17 protein-coding genes are annotated in these 21,999 nt (G+C 68.9%); 10 read left to right on the top strand and 7 right to left on the bottom strand.

The window, feature by feature from the left end:
• A partial coding sequence (locus RWX45_RS00770; RefSeq protein WP_316021885.1) for a hypothetical protein occupies window positions 1–848 on the top strand: 848 nt, incomplete at its 5' end.
• A gap of 247 nt (window positions 849–1,095) precedes the next feature.
• Here the strand turns inward: RWX45_RS00770 and RWX45_RS00765 are convergent.
• Window positions 1,096–1,503 (bottom strand): Rid family detoxifying hydrolase, encoded by a 408-nt coding sequence (locus tag RWX45_RS00765; RefSeq protein ID WP_316021884.1) that lies wholly within the window; start codon window positions 1,501–1,503, stop codon window positions 1,096–1,098.
• A gap of 113 nt (window positions 1,504–1,616) precedes the next feature.
• Here RWX45_RS00765 and pgm point away from each other — a divergent pair, with 113 nt between their 5' ends.
• The 3 genes from pgm (at window position 1,617) to RWX45_RS00750 (ending at window position 5,667) form a co-directional block, all read left to right on the top strand.
• Entirely contained in the window at window positions 1,617–3,296 is a 1,680-nt protein-coding gene (gene pgm, locus RWX45_RS00760; protein ID WP_316021888.1) for a phosphoglucomutase (alpha-D-glucose-1,6-bisphosphate-dependent), read from the top strand.
• 359 nt (window positions 3,297–3,655) lie between these two features.
• Entirely contained in the window at window positions 3,656–4,426 is a 771-nt protein-coding gene (locus tag RWX45_RS00755; RefSeq protein ID WP_316021887.1) for an alpha/beta hydrolase, read from the top strand.
• A 119-nt stretch (window positions 4,427–4,545) separates the two neighbouring features.
• The gene (locus RWX45_RS00750; RefSeq protein WP_316021883.1) at window positions 4,546–5,667 is read left to right on the top strand and encodes a YwiC-like family protein; all 1,122 of its coding nucleotides are present in this window, start codon (window positions 4,546–4,548) and stop codon (window positions 5,665–5,667) included.
• Window positions 5,668–6,370: 703 nt separating this feature from the next.
• Here the strand turns inward: RWX45_RS00750 and hisC are convergent.
• The gene (gene hisC / locus RWX45_RS00745) at window positions 6,371–7,447 is read right to left on the bottom strand and encodes a histidinol-phosphate transaminase (RefSeq protein ID WP_316021882.1); all 1,077 of its coding nucleotides are present in this window, start codon (window positions 7,445–7,447) and stop codon (window positions 6,371–6,373) included.
• A 135-nt stretch (window positions 7,448–7,582) separates the two neighbouring features.
• Between hisC and RWX45_RS00740 the strand changes: the two genes are divergently transcribed.
• The gene (locus RWX45_RS00740) at window positions 7,583–7,990 is read left to right on the top strand and encodes a phage holin family protein (RefSeq protein ID WP_316021881.1); all 408 of its coding nucleotides are present in this window, start codon (window positions 7,583–7,585) and stop codon (window positions 7,988–7,990) included.
• A gap of 45 nt (window positions 7,991–8,035) precedes the next feature.
• Here RWX45_RS00740 and RWX45_RS00735 read toward each other — a convergent pair whose 3' ends face one another.
• The 4 genes from RWX45_RS00735 to RWX45_RS00720 all read right to left on the bottom strand — a co-directional run bounded on the left by RWX45_RS00735 (window position 8,036) and on the right by RWX45_RS00720 (window position 13,667).
• A complete protein-coding gene (locus tag RWX45_RS00735; protein ID WP_316021880.1) occupies window positions 8,036–10,147 on the bottom strand; it encodes a hypothetical protein in 2,112 nt (703 codons plus the stop codon).
• Complete coding sequence (locus RWX45_RS00730) at window positions 10,144–10,371, bottom strand: hypothetical protein (protein WP_316021879.1); 228 nt, start codon at window positions 10,369–10,371, stop codon at window positions 10,144–10,146. Before RWX45_RS00730 ends, RWX45_RS00735 begins: the two co-directional genes overlap by 4 nt.
• Window positions 10,372–12,071: 1,700 nt before the next feature.
• Window positions 12,072–12,860, bottom strand: a complete 789-nt coding sequence (locus tag RWX45_RS00725; protein ID WP_316021878.1) for a hypothetical protein — start codon at window positions 12,858–12,860, stop codon at window positions 12,072–12,074.
• A gap of 180 nt (window positions 12,861–13,040) precedes the next feature.
• A complete protein-coding gene (locus RWX45_RS00720; RefSeq protein ID WP_316021877.1) occupies window positions 13,041–13,667 on the bottom strand; it encodes a class I SAM-dependent methyltransferase in 627 nt (208 codons plus the stop codon).
• Window positions 13,668–13,848: 181 nt separating this feature from the next.
• On the opposite strand from RWX45_RS00720, the gene RWX45_RS00715 reads away from it, so the two are divergent.
• A complete protein-coding gene (locus tag RWX45_RS00715) occupies window positions 13,849–15,564 on the top strand; it encodes an ATP-binding protein (RefSeq protein WP_316021876.1) in 1,716 nt (571 codons plus the stop codon).
• A gap of 156 nt (window positions 15,565–15,720) precedes the next feature.
• Window positions 15,721–17,166 carry an adenylosuccinate lyase gene (gene purB, locus RWX45_RS00710; RefSeq protein ID WP_316021886.1) on the top strand — a complete coding sequence of 482 codons (1,446 nt, stop codon included), beginning with the start codon at window positions 15,721–15,723 and terminating at the stop codon, window positions 17,164–17,166.
• Window positions 17,167–17,245: 79 nt separating this feature from the next.
• On the opposite strand, the gene RWX45_RS00705 is transcribed toward purB, so the two are convergent.
• Window positions 17,246–17,947: a hypothetical protein gene (locus tag RWX45_RS00705; RefSeq protein ID WP_316021875.1), complete on the bottom strand. Its 702-nt coding sequence runs from the start codon at window positions 17,945–17,947 to the stop codon at window positions 17,246–17,248.
• A gap of 233 nt (window positions 17,948–18,180) precedes the next feature.
• Here RWX45_RS00705 and RWX45_RS00700 point away from each other — a divergent pair, with 233 nt between their 5' ends.
• From RWX45_RS00700 to RWX45_RS00690, 3 genes are all read left to right on the top strand, one after another.
• Window positions 18,181–18,462, top strand: a complete 282-nt coding sequence (locus RWX45_RS00700; RefSeq protein ID WP_316021874.1) for a metal-sensitive transcriptional regulator — start codon at window positions 18,181–18,183, stop codon at window positions 18,460–18,462.
• Window positions 18,463–18,542: 80 nt separating this feature from the next.
• A complete protein-coding gene (locus RWX45_RS00695) occupies window positions 18,543–18,806 on the top strand; it encodes a heavy-metal-associated domain-containing protein (RefSeq protein ID WP_316021873.1) in 264 nt (87 codons plus the stop codon).
• A 108-nt stretch (window positions 18,807–18,914) separates the two neighbouring features.
• A complete protein-coding gene (locus RWX45_RS00690; protein ID WP_316021872.1) occupies window positions 18,915–21,668 on the top strand; it encodes a heavy metal translocating P-type ATPase in 2,754 nt (917 codons plus the stop codon).
• The last annotated feature ends 331 nt before the right edge of the window (window positions 21,669–21,999 follow it).

Below are 21,999 nucleotides of genomic sequence, written 5' to 3'. Positions count from 1 at the left end.
CTCTCATCCGCGAACTGGTCGGCCGCCGGATCCCGGTCTTGTCGGAAACCACGCCCGCCCCCTACCCGGACTCGCTGCGCTCCCTGTGGCGCGACGTCGGCGACTCCGGCCTCGTCCAAGTCTCCGAGCAGTACGTGTTCATGCCCGGCCATGCCGCCCGCCTCGCGGCCATCCGTGCCGGCATCATCGGCACCCCCACCTGGGCGCACGTCTCCTCCACGCACGGCTATCACGCCGTCTCCCTGCTGCGGCACTTCCTCGCCGACGACGACGCGCTCACCGGCCCCGTCACCGTCACCGCCCGGAGCTTCCCCGCCCCGCTCCTTCAGCCGCTCGACCGCGCTGGCTGGAGCGCCGTGCCCACCGTTGAGCCCGGGGAGACCGTGCTCGCCACCCTCGCCTTCGACGGCGATCGCACCGGCATGTACGAGTTCACCTCCAACCAGTGGCACAACCCGCTGCTGTCCCGGCGCGTGCTCGTGCGCGGCACCCTCGGCGAGATCGTCGACGACGCCGTCACCCGCTGGGTACCGGACGCAGGAGCGGTGACCAGCCACATCGAGTACCGGCGCACCGGACGCGACCTCAACCTCGAGGGCAACGACCTCATCCACGCCAGCCTTGACGGGCGGGTCCTGTACCGCAACCCGTGGGTCGGCACCCGCATGAGCGAGGACGACCTCGCCGTCGCCACGATCCTTGAGCAGGCCGGACGCTGGGTGCGCGATGAGGCCCCGGCCCCCTACCCGCTGGCTCAGGCCTGCCAGGACCATCTGCTGTCCTGCGCCATTGACGAGGCCATCACCTCCGGGCGAGACGTAACCACCGACGTCGAGGACTGGGCCTAGGGCCACGTTCAGAACGCCGCTGCCCCGCCGCTGCCGCCGAGACCGGCAGTCATGACGTGCCCAAACCGGCACGTGTCACACGTCGAGACCAGTCGATGTGGCCGCGCGCCGGCTCACGCCGCCCGGCAGGCCCCACTCACCCCCGTTGCCCTGGCGACGAATCCCCTCGGCCTCTCGACAACTACTGACAACTACTGTCAATTTCTTAACAGTAGTTGTCAGTAGCCTTGTCAGTTCGTGTCGGTGGTCAGGGCCGCAGCGCGATGGCTTCAATCTCCACGCCCGCGCCCAGCGGCAGCGCGGCCACACCGAAGGCGGCCCGGGCCGGCAGCACCCCACCGTCGAAGAAGCGGGCGTAGACCTCGTTGACGGCGGCGAAGTCGGCGATGTCGGCGAGCAGCACGGTGGTTTTGACGACGTGCTCATACCCCAGACCGGCGGCGGCCAGGATCGCACCGACGTTCTTGAGCGCCTGCTCAGCCTGGGCCTGGATGCCGCCGTCGACGAGCGTGCCCGTGGCCGGGTCGAGCGGCACCTGACCGGAGATGTAGACGGTCGCTCCGGAGGTGTCGCCGGTGGACACGGCCTGAGAGTAGGGGCCGACGGCGGCCGGCGCGGCGGCGGTGGCAATGGCTGTCTGTGAGGCGGTGGACATGCGGGCATCCTAGCCGCGTGCCCACCGCACGGGCCGGGGCGCCGGCAAGACCAATACGTCCAACTTTCGGGATTCCCAGGACACACTCAGTGGTGCGTGACACACTGGCCCTCATGCACGAACGCGCAGGACTTCCCGCCCAACCAGAGGACCTCATTGATGTCGATGAGGTCGTCAACGCCTACTACGAACTCGTCCCCGACCCCGCGATCCCGGCGCAGAAGGTTGTCTTCGGTACCTCCGGGCACCGCGGCTCCTCCCTGGACACCGCCTTCAACGAGGCTCATATCATCGCCACCACCGCGGCGATCGTCGAGTACCGCCGCTCCCAGGGCACCGACGGCGTGCTGTACATCGGCCGTGATACCCACGCCCTGTCTGAGCCGGCCTGGCGCACCGCCATCGAGGTGCTCTCCGGCGCCGGCGTCACCACCGCCATTGACGCCCGCGGCTCCTACACCCCCACCCCCGCCGTCTCCCACTCCATCCTGCTGGCCAACGGCGCCGGCACCGAATCCGGCGTGCGCACCACCGGCCCGGGACTGGCCGACGGCATCGTCGTCACCCCCTCCCACAACCCGCCGCGCGACGGCGGCTTCAAGTACAACCCGCCGCACGGCGGCCCCGCCGACTCCGACGCCACCAGCTGGATCGCCAACCGCGCCAACGAACTCCTGGCCGGCGGCTGGCGGGATGTGCCGCGCGTCCCCATCGCCGAGGCACTCGATGGCAACTACGTCATCAAGCACGACTACCTCGAGACCTACGTGGCCGACCTGGAGAACGTCATCGACATGGACGCCATCCGCGAAGCCGGGGTGCGCATCGGCGCGGACCCGCTGGGCGGCGCCTCAGTGGACTATTGGGGCGCCATCGGCGAGCGCTACGGCCTCAACCTGACGGTGGTCAACCCCAAGGTCGACCCGGCGTGGTCCTTCATGACGCTGGACTGGGACGGCAAGATCCGCATGGACTGCTCCTCCCCCAACGCCATGGCCTCGTTGCGGAGCGCCATGACCCCCGACGCCGAGGGCAACACCCCCTACGACGTCGCCACCGGGAATGACGCCGACTCCGACCGTCACGGCATCGTCACCCCTGACGGGCTGTTGAGCCCCAACCACTACCTCGCCGTCGCCATCGAGTACCTGTTCACCCACCGGCCCGGCTGGCCCGCCGACGCCGCCGTCGGCAAGACGCTGGTCTCCTCCAGCCTCATCGACCGGGTGGTCGCGTCCATTGGTCGCACGCTGGTGGAGGTGCCGGTCGGCTTCAAGCACTTCGTGCCCGGCCTGCTGGACGGCTCCGTCGGCTTCGGCGGCGAGGAGAGCGCCGGCGCCTCCTTCCTGCGCAAGGACGGCACCGTGTGGAGCACGGACAAGGACGGCATCATCCTCGCCCTGCTGGCCAGCGAGATCATCGCCATCACCGGCAAGAGCCCCTCACAGCTGCACGAGGAGCAGGTGGAGCGCTTCGGCGCCTCCGCCTACGCCCGCATCGACGCTGCCGCCACCAAGGAGGAGAAGGCCAAGCTGGCCGCGCTCTCCCCGGAGGACGTGACCGCCACCGAGCTCGCCGGTGAGCCGATCACCGGCCGTCTGGTACGTGCCCCCGGCAACGACGCGCCGATCGGCGGCCTCAAGGTCACCACCGAGGACGCCTGGTTCGCCGCGCGCCCGTCGGGCACCGAGGACGTCTACAAGATCTACGCCGAGTCCTTCAAGGGCGAGGAGCACCTCGCCCGCGTGCAGGAGGAGGCCAAGCAGGTCGTCTCAGCCGCCCTCGGCGACTGACCGGCCGCAGTCGCTGGCTGTTACGGCGGACAGCCGGCTGACAACACGCGGCGGCTGCGACGCTCTGCCAGGGCTCGCAACCATTTGTCGGTCTACGTCCCCAACCACCGGGTCCGGTGATGGGCTTTGTCCCCATCGCCGGACCCGTTGTTCTGCGTCATGCTCATACCATGAGCGCCGCTCTGAAGCCGACGCCGCCCGGCGTGGTCGCCGTCGTCGACGATCTGCCCGTGCAGCGGGACGGCACCGGCCGGATGACGATCGTGGTCGGCACGCGCTGACCGCCGATAGAGCGCTCCCCCTCGGCCAACGCCATCGGCTGATATTTGGGCGCGTCCCTGCCTACACTCGCTGAGGTGATGATGCTTGCGCTGCACGAGTGGGGCGAGCCCACGGCACCGCCCCTGCTCCTGGTACACGGCCTGACGGAGTCGGCTACCGCGTGGCCGGACGCGGTGGCTCACTGGTCCCCCCGGTATCACGTCCTCGCGGTGGACCAGCGGGGACACGGGATATCCCCACGGTGGGACGACGCAGCCCTCGCCCGGGCACCGCAGACCATGCAGGAAGACCTTGAGCAGGTGCTCTCCTTAATGCCGCAGCCGCCGGTCGTCATCGCCCACAGCCTGGGCGCGCTCATATCGCTGCGAGCATGCGCCGCCCGGCCCGACCTGGTTCGGGCACTGGTCCTAGAGGACGCCGCGCGTCCCACCGGGCACTGGGCGCCGGCCCCCTGGTTCGTGGACCACCAGGAGCGGTTCCTGGACGCATTCACCGACAGCGGTGCGGCCGAGCAGGAGCGCATGCGGCGCGAGACCTCGTGGAGCGACACCGAAATCGAAGCATGGGCCCGGTGCAAGGGACAGGTCGACCGCCACTTCATCCGCAAGGGCACCTATCTCGGCCAGGCCGACCTCGTCAGCGCGGTCAACCGGCTGGCGGTGCCCACGCTGTACCTCGCACCCCGCCACGGCGGCATGGCCCCGGATCCCTCCGAGGTGACCAACCCGCTCGTGCGCCTCGTACTGCTCGACGGCGTCGGCCACTGCGTGCGGCGCGACGCCCCACAGACCTACCACGACCTGGTCGACCCCTTCATCGAGGAAGCCTTCAGCCACGCCAACCAGTAACCCCACCCCTAACGGAATGTGGCTGCGCCTGCGAGCCACGGCCACGTGAGCCACGGGCGCAGGCATCGCCAAACAGTGACGCATTCCGTGCCAGCTCTGCGGCAATTAGGCTGACCTGTGTGACACAGCAGCGCCCTTCCGATCCCGCCGACCGGCACGTCGAGTACGTCTCCGGTCTGCCGGAGGACCCCGCCGAGACCGCCGACGCCCCGGCCTCCGCCGAGGGCACACCGCGCGGCCACATCCCGTATCAGCAGTCACGCCCCGGACCGGAGGACGACCGGCTGCTGGCCACCGGCGAACCCGTGCGCGCGTCCTCCGGCAGCGCCGACCGACCCGTGCCCACAGGTAGCACCAGCCGACCAGTACGCGGTCCGCAGTCCCAGCAGCGCGCGCAGGCCGACCGCCGGGCCTGGATGCCAGACCAGCACGGCGCGCACTACATGCTGCTGCTGCCGCCGATCATGGGCTGGGTCGTGGGCGGATTCAGCTGGGTCAACCTGCTGTTCATCCCCGCCTGGCTGGGCGCCTACCTCACCTACTGGGCGTGGTCCCAGTGGGCGCGGGCCCGCTCCCCGCGCCGCCGGGCGCTGGCACTACCGCCACTGGCCATCTACACCAGCTGGACGGCGTTGCTCGGCATAGTGACACTGGCCGTCGCCCCTTACCTGCTGCAATGGGCGGTACCGCTGACGCCGCTGTTCGCTGTCGCCCTGTGGGAGGCGTGGCGCGGACGCGAGCGCTCACTGCTATCGGGGCTCGCGGCGACGGCGGCCGCCTCGCTTATCTCCGCTGTCACTTACTCGCTCGCGGTGGGCGGCCGGGGCGGCTTCCTGGGGCTGGGGCCGGATGCCACCAGCCTGCCCGGCACCTCCCCGAACGGCGAGCTGACCGGCTGGCCGTGGATGTGGCTGGTCACCGCCTTCACCACCGCCTACTTCTGCAGCACCGTGCCCTACATCAAGTCAATGATCCGCGAGCGCTTCAACCGTCCGCTCCTGGCGGGTACGGCCGCCTGGCACGGACTCGTCGCCGCGGCGGCGGTGTGGCTGGCCACAGGAGGCTTCCTGCCCTGGGCGCATGCTGTCCTATGGGTCGTGCTCGCCGTGCGTTCGGCGGGCATCCCGCTGTGGCAGTGGCACCTGGTGCGCACCGGCCAGACGCCGCTGCGTCCCAAGGTTATGGGCGTGACCGAAATCGTCTTCTGCCTCTTCTTCCTGCTCACCATCGCCTTCGGCTGAGCTAGGTGATGGGTTCCGGGTGCCGGGGTTGTCCCGCCGCGGATTGGGGCGATCCGGAGGCGCCGGGTAGTGGTTGGCGGCGAGCAGTGCCGACGTCGGCGCGGGTGCCCGTGCTGACGCCGCTGCAGGTACCAATGCCCGGCCCCTTCCTTTCACCGAAACCGGCACAAATAACACACCGAAACCGGCACTTGTGACGTGCCCAAACCGGTCGATGTGGTTGTGGCGGCTGGTGCGGGAGGGCGCGCCGGTGCTGAGGTGCCTACGTCCGCCGCTGAATCCGTCTCTGGATTGGTCGCGCCCGCGGCTGTGGCCGGGGGATGGTGCCGTGCGTTGACGTGCTCGACGTCGTCGGCCGCGTGCGACCTTGGTGCCACGCACACGAGTTACCGTCATAGACACGACTTTCCGTCATGTACACGAGTTCTGGAGATATGCAGGTATCTAGACAGTGCAGAACTCCAAAACTCGTGTGCCTGGCACGAACACGTGTTCATGACGCCCGGGGCGGGCACGTAGTCACCGCTCCTTATCTAGCTCCTGGGCCCGAGCTCACAAGATCTTCCGGGGTCCGAGCACCCACGGTCTCCCGAGCTTAGGTAGCCCTCAGCCGTTTCGACCGGTCTCGGCACGTCATTAGTGCCGGTTTGGGTGCGCCATTAGTGCCGGTTTCGGTGAAGGGGGGTGAGGGGACGCCGGCGCCTCAGGCGTGGAGCGCGCGCCAGGCGGCCACCGCCGCCAGCACACGGTCATTCTCGGCGGGTGTACCCACGGAGATTCGCACTCCCTCACCGGTGAAGGGCCGCGCCAGGATGCCGGCGTCGCGCAGGTGCGCGGCGAGCGCCGTGGTCTGATCGCCGACCTGGAGCCAGTAGAAGTTCCCCTGAGCGTCGGGAAGCTGCCAGCCCTGCTCGCGCAGTGCGTCCAGTACCCGGTCGCGTTCGGCGGCGACGGCGGCGGCGCGCCGGGCGGTCTCGGCCAGCGCCGCGGGTTCCAAAGCGGCGACGGCAGCGGCCTGCGCCGGCAGGTTGACGCCGAAGGGGGTGGCGACAGAGCGGATGGCGGAGATGATGCCGGGTTCACCCACGAGGTAGCCCACGCGCATGCCGGCCAGGGCGTGCGCCTTGGAGAAGGTGCGGCTGACGAGCAGGTTCGGATGGTCGGCCAGCAACGAAAGCGCATCACCGACCGCGTCGTCGGTGACGAAGTCGAGGTAGGCCTCGTCCACGAGCACGAGGACCCGCTCCGGCACCCCCTCCACCAGCTCGGCCAGTTCCGCGGCGGTCAGGGCCGGCCCCGTGGGGTTGTTGGGAGTACAGGCGATGACCACGCGAGTGCGCGGCGTAATCGCGGCGAGCATGGCGGGCACGTCGTGGCGACCGTCCGCGGTGACCGGCACCTTGATCGCCCGTGCCCCGGCCACGGCGATGCAGATCGGGTAGGCCTCGAAGGAGCGCCACGGCAGGACGACGTCGTCGCCCTCGTCGCAGACGGTGTCCAGGACGTGCTGGACCAGGGCCACCGAGCCATTGCCCACCACCACCTGCTCCGGCGCAACCGAGTGCCGCCGCGCGATCGCCTCCACCAAAGTGTCCCCCGTCATCTCCGGGTAGCGGTTGACGCCGGTCGCGGCGCCGGTCAGCGCAGCAATGACGCTGTCCTGGGCGGGGTAGGGCAGCTCGTTGCTTGAGAGCTTGGCAATGCCGTCTCCCGTGGAGCGGGCGCCCGGCACGTAGGCGGGCAGGGTCTGGACAGCTGAGCGGATGTGCACGGGAGTCATGCCCCCATCCTGGCACTATCCCGGCAGCAAGGCGCCCGACCGGCAAGGTTGCGCACGACGACGCCGCGCTCACGCTGCTCGCGAAGCGGCTCGCGTCCGTTCCCCGCCGTCCCCGGCATCTGCGAGGATGGGTGCATGGATCTCATGGTGCGTACGGTGGGGAATGCGGCCGGCCTGTGGCTGGCGGTGGCGCTGTTGCCCGGGATGGCCGTGCCGGGAGCGCCGAGCCTCATGCTGACGATCGTCAACCTGCTGCTGGTCGGCCTCGTGCTCGCGCTGGTCAACTCGCTCATCAAGCCGGTGGCTAAGGTTGTGGCCTTCCCGCTGTACGTGGTCACCTTCGGGCTGTTCGCGCTCATCGTCAATGGGGCCATGCTCATGCTCACCAGTTGGATCACCGATCTGCTCGCGGGCGTGAGCATCGGCGCCGGGATGACGCTGGGCCTGCACGTGGAGACCTTCGGCGCTGCGGTGCTGGGCTCGCTCATTGTCTCGATTGTCTCGGCCGTCATCGTCGGGCTTCTGGGGCCGCGCGACTACTGAGCCGACATCACGCGCCTGCCCCCGGCCGGCCCACCGCCCGTGGTCTCAGCCCTGCTTGCCACCCTGGACGCCGGTCTTGCCGATATGAGCCCCAACTCGCTCCCAGCCCGTCACCGGTGTGTCACGGGTGACGTCGAAGACGATCTCGGTGGTGTCGGCACCGGACTCCCCCGCGCCGGTGAGGCCGGCGAGTTCCTCGGTCCACTGGTCGATCATCGGGTCCCCGCTCATGCCGTCGACGGCGGTGGCATAGGCGAGCGCGCCGTGCGGGTAGCCGTCGATTCCTGAGGCGTGCGTGTCGACGGTGACGACGGTGCGGGTGGCCGTGCGCGGGGTGGGGGCGGCGTCAAGCGCGGGCACGGCGTCGCCGGTGTTCTCGATGTGGAGGGCGTTGACGTTGTCCGGGAGGGCGGCGTGGGCGGTCGGCCCGCCCGCGGTGAGCAGGTTGGTGATGTGGAACTGCTCGTTGATAGCCGGGTCGGCGGCAATGTTGGAGGCGGTGATGGCCCCTTGGGAGTGGCCGTACAGCCCGACCTTGTCTCCAGGAGCGATGCCGGCCTCCCGCATCGCGGTGACGACGGCAGTTTCCATTTCCGTGGGGCGCCCGGCCACGGCCTGCAGGTTGGTCAGCAGGTCCTGCGGGTTGGAGTTGCCGCTGCCCCAGTCGGTGGTGCCGGGGACGACGACGAGCCAGGAGGTGGTCCCATCCGCGTGGTCGGTGCGCAGAATGGACACGACGCCGGAAGAGGTGTCCTGGTCTTGGCTCTTCATGAAGTGGGAGTAGCGGATGACCTCGGCTGCCGTGCCCGGTGGTGGGACATTGGCGTAGGAGGACGGCAGCATGCCGGCTGCTGCGATAACCGGCACCGCCGTCCCCAGCCCGAAGGGGTCATGGACCCCGGGTGGGACGGTGACCGGCTGTCCCCCGTGGGGCGTGACGGTCACGCCGGTGGGCTCCCCGTAGCGGAACGCGCCGGACTGCTCGGACTTGACGGCAAGGTAGTAGGCGACGCGCTGCATGGGAGTCAGGGACGAGGTCTCCACCGTGCGGCTGCCGACCTGCACCTCTTGGGGCAGTTTGGCGGAGATAGCGGGGTCGAGTTCGGTGGCGACTCGCGCCAGGTAGGTCTCCACCATGGCCGCCTCGGCCCCGGTCTCGGCTCGCTGCGCCCATATGGCCAGCGCCATGATGAATGTCAGGTCGGCAATGACCCAATCGGCGAGGTCGGAATCTCCCAGGATCGTTTCCGCTCCTTGAAGCATGTCATCCATGCCGTCGGGCAGCATCGCACCCCCCAGGCTGAGCACGGAGAGTGCCGCAGTCAGAATCGTAATTGTCCTGCCGGTGTATCCGCCCTCGACCGCCGAATAGCCGCGCGTGAGCTGCAGTGCGGCTTCCAACGGCCACAACCCTGTCGCGCCCGATTCGGCGTCGGTGTAGGCCGCGGCGCTCAGGGTGACATCGTCGGCAAGGGCGCGCAGTGAGCCGACGGCGTCGTCGAGGGAACCGATGCCGCCGGTCAATGCCTCCAGGGCGGTGATGGCGGTGGCGCGCTCCGCGGCGCCGGGGAGAAGAACTCCGTAGCAGGCGATCCCGCCCATGACCGTGGGGCCGGAGGCGGCTCCGAGCGTGGGATCCCAGATGGTGGCACCATCTGCGGTATGGCTGAACCCGCCTGTGGGCTGAACATAATCGGCCACGTTGAAGCTGAAGGGGCTGTTGCTGCACCGCACTTGCTCCAGGGATGCGAGTGCCAGGTCGCGGGCGTCCTCCAGCCAATCGGCGGCGTTGTTGAGCGTGGCAGCGAAGCCGTCCAGGTCATCGGTGTTGACCCCATAGGCGCCGCCACTAATCACGACGCTGGTCCCAGCCGCCATGCCAGCCCAGGTCAGGCCGTAGGGCAGGCTCGCGTCTGTGGAGTAAGCACCCATGTCGGCCAAGGGGCTGCTCAAACCGGAAGCGCCCGTCCCGGAGCCTGAACCGCCTATCGTGGTGCCGGCGCCCGGAACGACGCATGCCGGAGCGCTCTGCTCCCATATCGGAGTGGTTTCGGATGGGCGATCTTGGGAGTCGGCGAAGCTCGCCAGCGGGGTGCGCAAGTCCAGGCTGTCAAGGGCGTCAAGATCGCCGGAGGAGCCCGAGGCGGTGGTGGTCATGGCTCCGCCACCGCCTGGCTTTCGGCGTTCTCCAGGGCAGCGACCGCATCCTGGGCGTCGATGAGGAGCGATTCGAGTCCGGAGAGGAGGATGACGGCGTCGTCGAGGGAGGTCTGGCAGGCCGTTGCGGCGGCTCCGGTCCACCCGGTCGGCACGGTGGCGGGAACCATGCCGGTGCCTACGGCGACTTTGTTGGCGGCGAGACTAAGAAGGAAAGAGGACATGCCTCGACGGTAGGTGGCCCGAGGCGGGCTTCGCCGAGGGGCTGTGAATGCGGGTATGGCTTGGGGTGCACGAACGCGCCCTGTGGATGGGAGGACGCGGATGCGATCCTGCTGGTTGCGGTGGCCTGCCCTGGATAGCACACCCAGCGGATCATCCGGGATATGGGAGCGGATCGAGGCGGTCCTGATCACCAAGGCCAATACCGCTAGCCGGGCCGTGGAGCTGCCCGACGCTGCTTCCCGCCCCGGGGCGGCCATCAGCGTCAAGCGTCCCGGCCGCGGGCAGCCACAGCCGCACACGACGCCCGCCCGTTCCCGGGCGCAGCCGACCATTGCACACGGGAGAGCCACCCACAGGAGCCCCAAATTCGAATTTTTCCCTGCAATTTCGCCATTTTACCCAAAACGCCGAAATCCGCTCCCGAGCCTCCGGTGTGCGCCGAGGCCTCCGCCGCACACCGAAGCCCCCTTAACCTCACCGACACAAAAACACAAACCGCAGAATCAAGCCATTTTCTCCACCACACCCACAACGAAAGTGTGCAACCCGGGACAACCCGCCCACCCCGCTCATCACTTCCGACTCCAACTACTGGGGATTCCGGATGTGTGAGTCCAACCTCGCCACCCTGGCCGCTTCCACCCCGGTCACACGGGTGCTCCCGAGGGCGAGGATGAGCAGCTCCCGCACGTACTGCTTCCTCACCAGCCACATGGGGACTCCTCACAGCCATACCCGATGCATCGGTCATGGAATGCGCCGTTTTCCGCCAACCAGCGCTCCACCAACCACAATATCCGCATGATTCCGCACCCCTGAACGGCATGAGACATGCCCGCGAAGACCACAGTGATGCACTCCATGACACCAGCTAGTGGGGGTCTGGCGGGCCGGTGCTGGGCGGTGCGCCTGACCTGTGGCGTGGTGTCACCGAGGCCGGCACTAATGACGTGTCGAGACCGGGTGAAGTTGTTGAGGGTGGGCTAAGTCTCGGGGTGACCGGCCGGGGTCTCTTTCCGTGGTGGTGGGGATGTGGTCCCGTAGGTGTGTTTTGGTGGTTGGCGGTGGGTTCGCGGCTGTGTCTGCTACGCCTGTTCGGGGTCTGCTACGCCGGTTAGGGGTGTGTGGGGCAGTTCTGATTCGTCGGGTTGAGGCTCGTGGTTGGCAGGGTCCCCCTGGGGTGTGCGGGGGCGGATCTCTAGGAAGGCTTCCTCTCCCAAGTGGCGCGTCTTGCGGGGTGCTGCCTCGGGGGTGGCTGTTGTGGTCGGCATTGTCGCAAATGGTGACAAACGAGCCTGCGGCGGCTGGGGGCGGTCCACAGACCGTTGCAATGACACCAATCAGGCGCGCGTATCCACGGCGTTTCGCGGCGTTTGTCATCATGTGTGACAGTGAGGCTCCCGGTCCCGGTTCGCGCGCGCTCACCGTAGGCCTTCCGTGCCATGCCGCGGCCATTGATCACAGCCACACCGTGCAAGGCACCAGCGCAGCGCTGCTCCGCAACTTCGACCGGTTTCGGCACGTCACTTGTGCCGGTTTCGGCACGTTACAAGTGCCGGTTTCGGTGAAAAGAGGGGCTGGACACTGCCTGGCACCGGTGCCGGTGCCGGTGCCCCAGCACACCGTCGACAATCCTCCGGTGCCTTACGCCGGCCCCGACCAGAACGGGACAACCCCCACACCCCATGGAATCAATGATCTAGTGGGTGTCTGGCGGACCGGTGTCATCGGGTGGGGCGACCGTACGGCCGGCCTCCCGATCAGCCCGGTGTCCGGCGCGCAAAGCGAGGAGGCCAGCCACGTCTACCGCTACGGCCAGCGCGAGCACCCACCACCAGCTGAGCCGTACCTGTGCCACGGTGTAGGCGATGGCGCAAACCGCCACCGTCACCACCGCCGCGAGCGCCGCCATGACCCGACCACCGCGGCGGCCCACGAGCTCCAGGACAGCGACACCGATGATGCCGATGGTCAACCCGGCGGCGGCGCTGATCACCGCAATCAGAAGCGCCTGGTCACTGCCGGCCAGAAGCATGCCGGCCAGCGCCGCCAGGCCGGTGGCGGATAGGAGGATGTCGAGCACCGCCAGCTGGGCGCCCGTACGGCCACCGGCACGCAGCTCACGAGAGGTTGACGCGCGCTCGCCGGGAGCGGGATGGGAGGCACCGGCTCCGCCGTCGGAGGCATCTGCGCCACCGGTACCTCCCGGGCCGCCGGGCAGAGAGGCACCATGCCCGCGCGCCCGCCCACCGTGACGCAACGCGACCGCCCCACCGAGCATCCCGCACACCGCCACCATCCAGGGGGCGGGGCTGTGCACCAGCTGCGGTGCGATCAGGGCGATGCCCGCGGCGGCCGCCAGCATCGGCGCGCCCTCCCGCAGCAGCGCCCTGGCGTAGTCGGCGATCGGCACCAGGTCGGTGATCCACTGGGGCACGTCGTCGGGGCTCGGCGGCTCGGGCGAGAGCCGGCTCACGGGGTCGCTCATGTGGTTATCCTCCCCCGTCGACCGGTGGCCCCCGCCCTGGCTGCGCCGCGCGCCACCCAATCGTGCCGTCCCGGGACGCCTCGAATGCGGCGCGGATAAGCGGCCGGAGTGGGGACCCTCGGTGTCATTCCGGGGCCCTTGAGCGCCGCGCCCTCAGAAGTCTCATTGCGGGGGTCGGATTCAGGCTGTGCTCCTGCGCAGGCAGACGACGGCGTCGGATCGCCGCCCCGGTTCGCCGTCGGGTGAGACGGCGTCCCGCCAGCGCTCCTCGCTCACCTCCACGTCCCACGTGCCTGCGGCCGCATCGAGAACGGCGTCGGTCAGCGCCTCGGGGCGGTAGGTGAGCGCGTGGTGGCGGTGCCAGGGCGGGTTGACGCAATGGACGGCCGTGAGCAGACGGCCGCCTTCGTCCACGAGCTCGGTGAGGCGGACGAGTAGCCGCGGCAGGTCGAGGCTGCCCGGGGCGGGCCCGCCGTGAACGTAGAAGGAGGTCACCAGGTCGAAGGGACCGGGCGGCAGCGGTGCGGCGCTCAGGTCCAGGACGAGGCCGCGTACGCGTTCGGCCAGGCCCCGGCGCCGCGCCTCGGCGAGCATCCGTTCCACGGCGGTGGGGGCGAAGTCGACGCCGGTGGCCCGCCAGCCATGCTCGGCCAGCCAGAGCACGTCGGCGCCCTCGCCGCAGCCGACGTCGAGGCTGCGCCCCGGTATCCAGTCGGTGGCCAGGGACAGCCAGTCGTTGGGCGCGCCGGACCACAGGCGCTCCGCCGCGGCGTAGCGGGATTCCCATTCGGTCTGCCGAGAGCTCACGAGGCGAGGGTAGCGGCCTGTCGGCGCGCCAGACGGCTACCCGGCACGTCGGAGGACTCTCAGAGCAGCCCGCACGCCTCTTGTACAGTCTTGTACAGCCTCATGGACACTCTTGTACAGTCTTGTACAGCCTCATGGACGCTCTTGTACATAGAAGATGAGCTCTTGTACACTCTTGTACATGATTGTCGATAAGCAGGACCTCTTGGAGGCTCTCGCCCGACTCGAGCTCGAGGGCGGCGACTGCCTGGACCTTGAGGCCAAGACCTTTTCCGAGTATTCCCGTGACGCACTCGGTCCGACTCTGTCCGCCTTCGCCAATCTTCCCGGTGGGGGCACGCTCCTCCTAGGCGTCAGCGAGAACCCGGTGAAGGTCGTGGGGATCAAGCATCCCCGCGAGCAGATACAAGCGCTGACATCCCAAGCGCGCCAGGGATTCTCCACTGAAATCTCGGTCGATCCCCGCAGCATCGAGCTTGACGGCAAGGCGGTGGTGGTCGCGAACGTGCAGGAGGTGCCGACCAACGCCAAGCCCTGCCGCTGGAAGGAGAATGGCTCCTCCTACCTACGCCAGTACGACGGCGACTACCGGATGTCGGCCCAGGAGGAGCAACAACTGCTGATACGTCATGAACACCCTCGCGGAGACACGATTCCGGTCCCGAACACCTCGATCAACAATCTCGACGCTGACCTGGTCAAGGCCTTTGTACGCAACGCGCGCACGGGCTCTACCGCGCTCAGGGATCAGTCGGAGGCGGACGTCCTGCTCAACCTGAACGTCTTGACGGAGGAGGGCACAGCGACGTTGGCTGGCCTGTACGCCCTCGGCAACTACCCGCAAAGATACTTCCCCGCACTGGCGATCACGGCCGCAGTCGTAGGTGATGAAGGCGGTCCCCGAGCCACCGACCGGCTCAGAATCGACGGACCGCTTCCGCACATGCTCACCGCCGCCGTTGACTGGGTGTCCCAGAACGCGCGCACCAACATCGAGCTCGGGGCAGACGGGCATGCCCGCAACGTGCACGAGTACCCACTGGTCGCTGTCCGCGAGCTGATCGCGAACGCACTGGTCCACCGCGACCTGTCAGAACCCGCCCTATCGAAAGGGGTGGAGATTCGTATGACACGTGATCGCCTGGTCATCTCAAGCCCCGGCGGGCTGTGGGGACTGACCGTGGATCAACTGGGCACCCGCGACGGCAAGTCAGCCGTCAACGAACGCCTGTATGACATCTGTACCTTCACGACCGACGCCGACGGACGGCGCGTGATTGAGGGCCTCGGCACCGGCATCCGCGCCGTACGCGAAGCCCTCCGTCAAGCCGACATGGAGCCTGTCCGATTCCAGGACACCGGCGTGAGGTTCACGGCGCTACTGCCGAGAGCCGCCCTGCTATCACCTTCCGATTTGAACTGGCTCGCCGAGCTTAACGCCGAGGGACTCGGAGTAGAACAGCGTCACGCCCTGACAGAGATGCGGCATGGTCGCTCCTGGACGAACTCGACCTATAGGCGCCGGTTTAGTCTGGACTCCGCTGAGGCCCGGCGACAGCTGCAAGAGCTTGTCAACCTGGGCTTCGCTGAGGCGTCGGGGACAAAAGGGTCGACATCCTATGCGCTGGCATCCGCCGATCGACAACCAAATAAGTCGGAGAAATCGGTCCTTAAGGATGAGACTCAAGTTCCCGAGGACGTAGCCGCAGTCTCCACCAACGCCGCCACAGTCTGGTCATGCCTGGAGACGACACCGAAGACACGCGCACAGATAGTCGAAGCGACAGGACTCACTGGACGCCAGGTCAAATGGGCACTTGACCACCTCAAGGCCTCCGGGTTCGTCGTTTTCCAAGGCCGTCAAGGCTCCACCGCCACCACATACCGCCGCGCCTGACACGACCCGCACGCGTCACGAACTGCTGCACGCTCTCTGCATGCCTTGCCGAGACCTTTTCTGCGCAGGGGCGTGACCTGGGTTCCGCGGGTGTTCCCTGAGACGTCCTCTGAGACGACGACCACCGCCATGGCCTGCGCCTGGCACAATCGCCTCATGGTCGACCTCTCCGCCCTCTCCCCCGCCATCGCCCTCGGTCCACTCGACGGCCGCTACCGCGCCGTCGCCGCCCCCCTGGTCAACTACCTGTCCGAGGCGGCCCTCAACCGGGCGCGCCTGCGCGTGGAGGTGGAGTGGCTCATCCACCTCACCGATCACCGTGTGCTGCCCGGAGCCCCGGTGCTGTCGGAAACCGAAAAGGCTTACCTGCGTGGGATCGTCGAGTCCTTTGGCGCCGAGCAGATCGCCGAATTGGCCGAGATCGAGGCCGAGACTCGCCACGACGTCAAGGCCGTGGAGTACTTGCTCAAGCGGCGCCTGGACGCTGCGGCCCAGGCCCCCGGTGTCGTCGGTGCCGACGGCGGAGCCAGCGTCCTTCCGGACGTGCACGAGATCGTCCACATCTTCTGCACCAGCGAGGACATCAACAACTTGTCCTATGCGCTCACTATCCGCGACGCCGTGACGCAGGTGTGGCTGCCGGCCGCTCGCGGGCTCGTGGATGACCTGGCCGCCATGGCCCGCGAGCACGCCGAGGCCGCCATGCTCGCACGCACCCACGGCCAGCCGGCCACGCCCACCACGCTCGGCAAGGAGTTGGCCGTGCTCGCCCACCGGCTGCGCCGCCAGGTGCGCCGTGTGGAGGCGGCCGAGTATCTGGGCAAGATCAACGGCGCCACCGGCACCTTCGGCGCGCACGTCGTCTCCGTGCCGGACGCCGACTGGGAGGAGGTGGCCCGCACCTTCGTGGAGAGCCTGGGGCTGACCTGGAACCCGCTGACCACCCAGATCGAATCCCACGACTGGCAGGCCGAGCTGTACTCCGACGTCGCCCGCTTTAACCGGGTGGCCCACAACCTGGCCACGGATGTCTGGACCTACATCTCGCTGGGCTACTTCCGTCAGCGACTGAGCGCGCAGGGATCAACCGGCTCATCGACCATGCCGCACAAGGTCAACCCGATCCGCTTCGAGAACGGGGAGGCGAACCTGGAGATCTCCTGTTCCCTGCTCGACACGCTCGCCGCCACTCTCGTCACCTCCCGCCTGCAGCGCGACCTGACCGACTCCACCACGCAGCGCAACGTGGGGGTTGCCTTCGGGCACTCGCTGCTCGCGATCGACAATATTCGTCGCGGCCTGGCCGGGCTCGACGTCGATGCGGGCCGCCTGGCGGAGGACCTCGACGCCACCTGGGAGGTGCTGGGGGAGCCGGTGCAGCAGGCCATGCGGGCGGCCTCGGTTGCCGGCGCCACCGGCATGGCCGACCCCTACGAACGGCTTAAGGAGCTGACCCGGGGCAAGCGGGTCACCGCCGAGGCCATGCGCGAGTTCATCGCCTCCCTGGGTATGCCGGCCGACGTCGAGGCACGGCTGCTGGCCCTGACGCCCGCCTCCTACACGGGCCTGGCTTCCCGCCTGGTCGGCCATCTGGACGACTGACCCCACCGAAACCGGCACTTGTGACGTGCCGAAACCGAGCGAAGTGACGAGACTCCGCGCGCCAATACAGGATCGGCCCTCACCTGTTGGCGAAGATGATGATGAACAGAATGACGATGAACCAGCCGAAGCCGTTGGACATCAGCTTCTCAATGAAATCGGTGTCGTTGTTCTGAGACTGCTGCCGGGGCTGCGGAAGTGGCCTGCCTGGCGGTACCGCCCCGGCAGGAACGCCGCCGTAACCGGGTGCTGCCGGACCTCGCGGGGGCCGCTGCGGCGCCGCCAGCGCGCTGCCGTAACCCGACGACGGCGCTGACCGCTGCCCGATGGGCGGAGTGGCGCCATACCGGGAAGGCATGCTGCCGTACCCGGATGCCACCGGGCCTTGCGCGGGCTGCCGCGGTGCCACCGAGCCGTATCCCGCCGTCGCCGCCGATGTCTGCCGCGGGGCGGTCTGACGCGAGGTGGTGCGCTGCGTGGTCGATTGCCGGTGGCTGGGTTGCCGGACGGGCTGCTGGGGCACCTTCACATCGGGGCCCTTGCCGCGTTGCTGCCCCTCTGCCTGTTGCCGGAGCCGAGCCGCGGGATCGGCGTCGGGAGACTCGCTGCTGGTAGCAGCGGGGGTGGCATCGAGCACCGACACGTCGAAGATGGGCGAGCCCATGAGGGGGTCGCCCAAGACGCTACCGAAGGGGGCATCGTCAAAACCGATGTCGCTGGGCTCCCAGCCGATAGGTGCCCAGGAGTCGCCCGCCTCCAGGTCTGCGCGTTGCTCAGTCATGTGGTCAGCATCCCACAATGCTGCGGCTCGGTTGTAGCTGCCGCGGCCGGAGCTTCACGACAGGCTCGAAACCGATGGCCCATCCCCGTCAGCCGGTTCGGCAGGCGATGTAGCCGTTGCCCGCGGACATGCCCTTGGCCCATCCCCGTCAGTCGACTCGACAGCACCGACCGGTGCGCCACCGCAGGCTCATACCCTTGCCACCCCTACCCCCTAGGGGTATTGTGTCGGGCGTGGCCGGATATACGGGAACGAAGGACGACTACCTCAAGCGACTGCGCCGCATCGAGGGACAGGTCCGCGGCATTTCGCGCATGGTTGAGGAGGACGCCTACTGCATCGACGTCCTCACACAGATCTCAGCCGCCACCAAGGCGCTTCAGGCAGTGAGCCTGGGTCTTCTTGAGGATCACATGAGTCACTGTGTCATGCACGCCGCCCAATCCTCCGATGAGGAGGGCCGCGCCAAGATCCGCGAGGCCTCCGACGCCATCGCCCGCCTGGTCAAGTCCTGACCCCCCGCACCGCGGGTCCACCGCAAAGCTCGACCACGCCCACCATTGTCATCCACAGCCCGCTCACTGAAGGAGTTCCAATGTCCGAGTTCACCGCCGACGGCGTCGACCGCACCACCACCCTGAAGATCTCCGGCATGACCTGCGAGCACTGCGTCGCCCACGTCACCGAGGAGCTCGAGGCGCTCGACGGTGTCAAGAACGTCTCCGTCATTCTCAACAAGGGCGGCCAGTCGGTCGCCACCGTCGTCTCCGACGTGGTCCTGGCCGACGCCGCCCTGGCCGAGGCCATTGACGAGGCCGGCGACTACAGCCTCGACGCCATCGAGCGCGACGCTGCCTGATCCCCGTGCCGAGCGGTCGCTGAAAGCAACCCTCGGCACGGCCTTGCCCGCACCCGCTCGCGCACAACCGAGCCCCCAACCACTTCCGCGTCAGGAGCCTGATTCATCATGACTCAGCCCGCCCGCACCGCCGAGCTCGATTCCGCGGCGGACACCGCGCCCGACGCCGGCCTGCTCCAGGCGCCGGTCGCCACCGTCGATCTCGCCGTCGGCGGCATGACCTGTGCCTCCTGCGTGGCGCGCGTGGAGAAGAAGCTCGGCAAGCTCGACGGCGTGACCGCATCGGTCAACCTGGCCACCGAGTCCGCGCGGGTGACGCTGACGGCGCCGGTGACCAATGAAGAGCTGGTCATTGCGGTGGCCCGCGCCGGTTACACCGCAACGGTGACCGGCCGCACGGAGCTGGCAACGCCGACGGACGACGACGCCGACTCCACGCCCGGCGCCGGAAGACCCTCGAGCGGACAGGGCGACGACGATCAGGGCGTCGACGCGCAGGTTGCTGACGGGCAGGGCACCACGGCGGCAGGCGCTACCCCGACCGATACGCCGCCGCTCTCCGCGGCCGCGCCGGAAGAACCGGAGGGCCGCTCCGCCACTCACCCCAATACCCAGGAGTTCGGCCACTCGCAGGCCATGCGCGCCGACTACCTGCGCACCCGGCTCATCGTGAGCCTCATGCTGTCGATCCCGGTCATGGCCCTGTCGATGATCCCGGCATGGCAGTTCACCGGCTGGCAGTGGGTGCTCGCCGCCCTGGCCCTGCCGGTGGCGACCTGGGGCGCCTGGCCCTTCCATCAAGCGGCCTTCCGCGCAATCCGCCACGGCGCCTTCACCATGGACACGCTCGTGTCGCTGGGGGTGATCGCGGCGACCGGCTGGAGCCTGTGGGCGCTGCTGCTGGGCGGCGCCGGGCAATTGGGCATGCGCATGAGCATGGAGCTGCTTCCGCGCGCGCAGGGCCACCAGGTCCACATGTACTTCGAGTCCGCCGCCTGGGTCACCACCTTCCTGCTGGCGGGCCGCTGGGCGGAGGCGCGCGCCCGTTACCGCTCCGGCGACGCCCTGCGCGCACTCCTGGAGCTCGGCGCCACCCAGGCCACCCGCGTCACCCTGACCTCCCCGTCCGGCTCGACCGACGCCGTCGACGTGCTCGACGACGACGGCGCCCCCCGCCCCGACGCGACCCGCACCGAGGAGACGGTCCCCATCGATGCCCTGGCCGCCGGCGAGCTGTTCACCGTGCGTCCGGGGGAGAAGATCGCCACCGACGGCGTGGTCATCGAGGGCCACTCGGCCGTGGATGCCTCCATGCTCACCGGCGAGTCAGTGCCCGTAGAAGCCGGCCCCGGCGAGGCCGTCACCGGTGGCTGCGTCAATACCTCAGGCGCGCTGCTCGTGCGGGCCACGGCCGTGGGCGAGGGCACCACGCTGGCGCGCATCGGCGCCATGGTGGTGGAGGCGCAGGCCGGCAAGGCGCCCGTCCAGCGGCTGGCGGACCGCATCTCCGGGGTGTTCGTGCCGGCGGTTATCGCGCTGTCGCTGGCCACTTTGGCGGTGTGGCTGCTGCTCGGGCACCCGGCCCAGCACGCGTTCACGGCCGCCGTCGCCGTCCTCGTCATCGCCTGCCCCTGTGCCCTGGGTCTGGCCACCCCGACGGCGCTGCTCGTGGGCACCGGCCGCGCCGCCCAGCTGGGCGTGGTCATCAAGGGCCCGGAGGTGCTGGAGTCCACGCGCACCCTTGACACCATCGTGCTGGACAAGACCGGCACCGTGACCGAGGGCCGCATGCGTCTGGATACCGCCGACGGGATCATCACCTGGGACGCCGAGACTGAAGGCGGGGTGGGACAGGCCCTCTCGGCTACCATCCGCGATCCTCGTACCTCGGATCGCTCCTGCCAGCCCCACCACGCCTTCGAGAACCTCTCCCACCCCGCCCCTAACCTCAGCGGCACACAGGCTGCCACCCTGGCCCTGGCCGGGAGCGTCGAGGCCGCCAGCGAGCATCCGGTGGCCCGGGCCATCGCACAGGCCGCCCAGGAGCATCTCGAGCAGGTGCCGGCGGTGCAGGACTTCTCCAATCACGAGGGCCGGGGCGTGTCCGGTGCGGTGACGCTGGACGGCACGACCTACCGGGTCCAGGTGGGCCGGCCGACCTGGCTGGCCGAGCAGGGACTGGACTTGCCGGAACAAGTCACCGACGCCGTCGCCTCCGCCGAACAGACCGGCGCCACCGCGGTCGCGCTCGCCGTCGACGGCGTCGCCCGGGCCGTGCTGGCGGTGCGAGACACGGTGCGCGACTCCTCGCCTGCCGCCATTGCGCAGCTGCGGCAGCTCGGCATCCGCCCCATCCTGCTCACCGGCGACAACCACCGCACCGCCGCGCGCGTGGCGCAGGAGGTCGGCATCGAGCCCGACGACGTTCGCGCGGAGGTCCTGCCGGGAGATAAGCGCGACGTCATTGCCACCCTGCAGGCCGAGGGCCACGTGGTCGGCATGGTCGGCGACGGTATCAACGACGCCGCGGCGCTGGCCCAGGCAGGCACCCGGGGGCTCGGCTTCGCCATGGGCTCGGGCACGGATGTGGCCATCGAGGCCGCCGATATCACGCTGGTGCGCGCCGACCTGGACGCCGCGGTAACGGCGATCCGGATCAGCCGGGACACGCTGCGGATCATCAAGCAGAACCTGTTCTGGGCCTTCGCCTACAACGTGGCCGCCATTCCACTCGCCGCCCTGGGACTGCTCAACCCCATGATCGCCGGCGCCGCCATGGCCGCCTCCAGCGTCATCGTGGTCACCAACTCCCTGCGCCTGCGCCGCTCGCCCTTCCCCTTGCGCCAAGGTGGGTCGAAGTAAACGCGGTTCGGGTCCTCAGCGGGACGCTCCCCCATCTTCCCCGCATGGATGGGTTGGCCAGGCAAGCTTGCCGCACCCGCACGCACGCCCATCTTCCCCACATGGATGGGTTGGTCAGACCACGACATCCAAGCCGTCCCGGGACCCGTCGCCTGCAACAGCGGCGATGGGCGCACGAAATGCGCTCTGGGGCCCGACGGGGCAGGACCGGCACGCGGCTGCCGAGGTGCGAGCGCATCTCGAGCACGCGGGGTAGCCGGTGAGGGCGCTGGGTGGCCCACGAACACGTGCGTCTCGGCAGCGTTCTCGGCGGTTAGGGTGCGTGCTCGGC

It is taken from the genome of Actinomyces sp. MRS3W (genome assembly GCF_032465695.1).
Taxonomy (GTDB): domain Bacteria; phylum Actinomycetota; class Actinomycetes; order Actinomycetales; family Actinomycetaceae; genus Actinomyces.
Note: the sequence above shows the minus strand (reverse complement) of the source record. Positions and strands in the feature narration are given on the sequence as shown.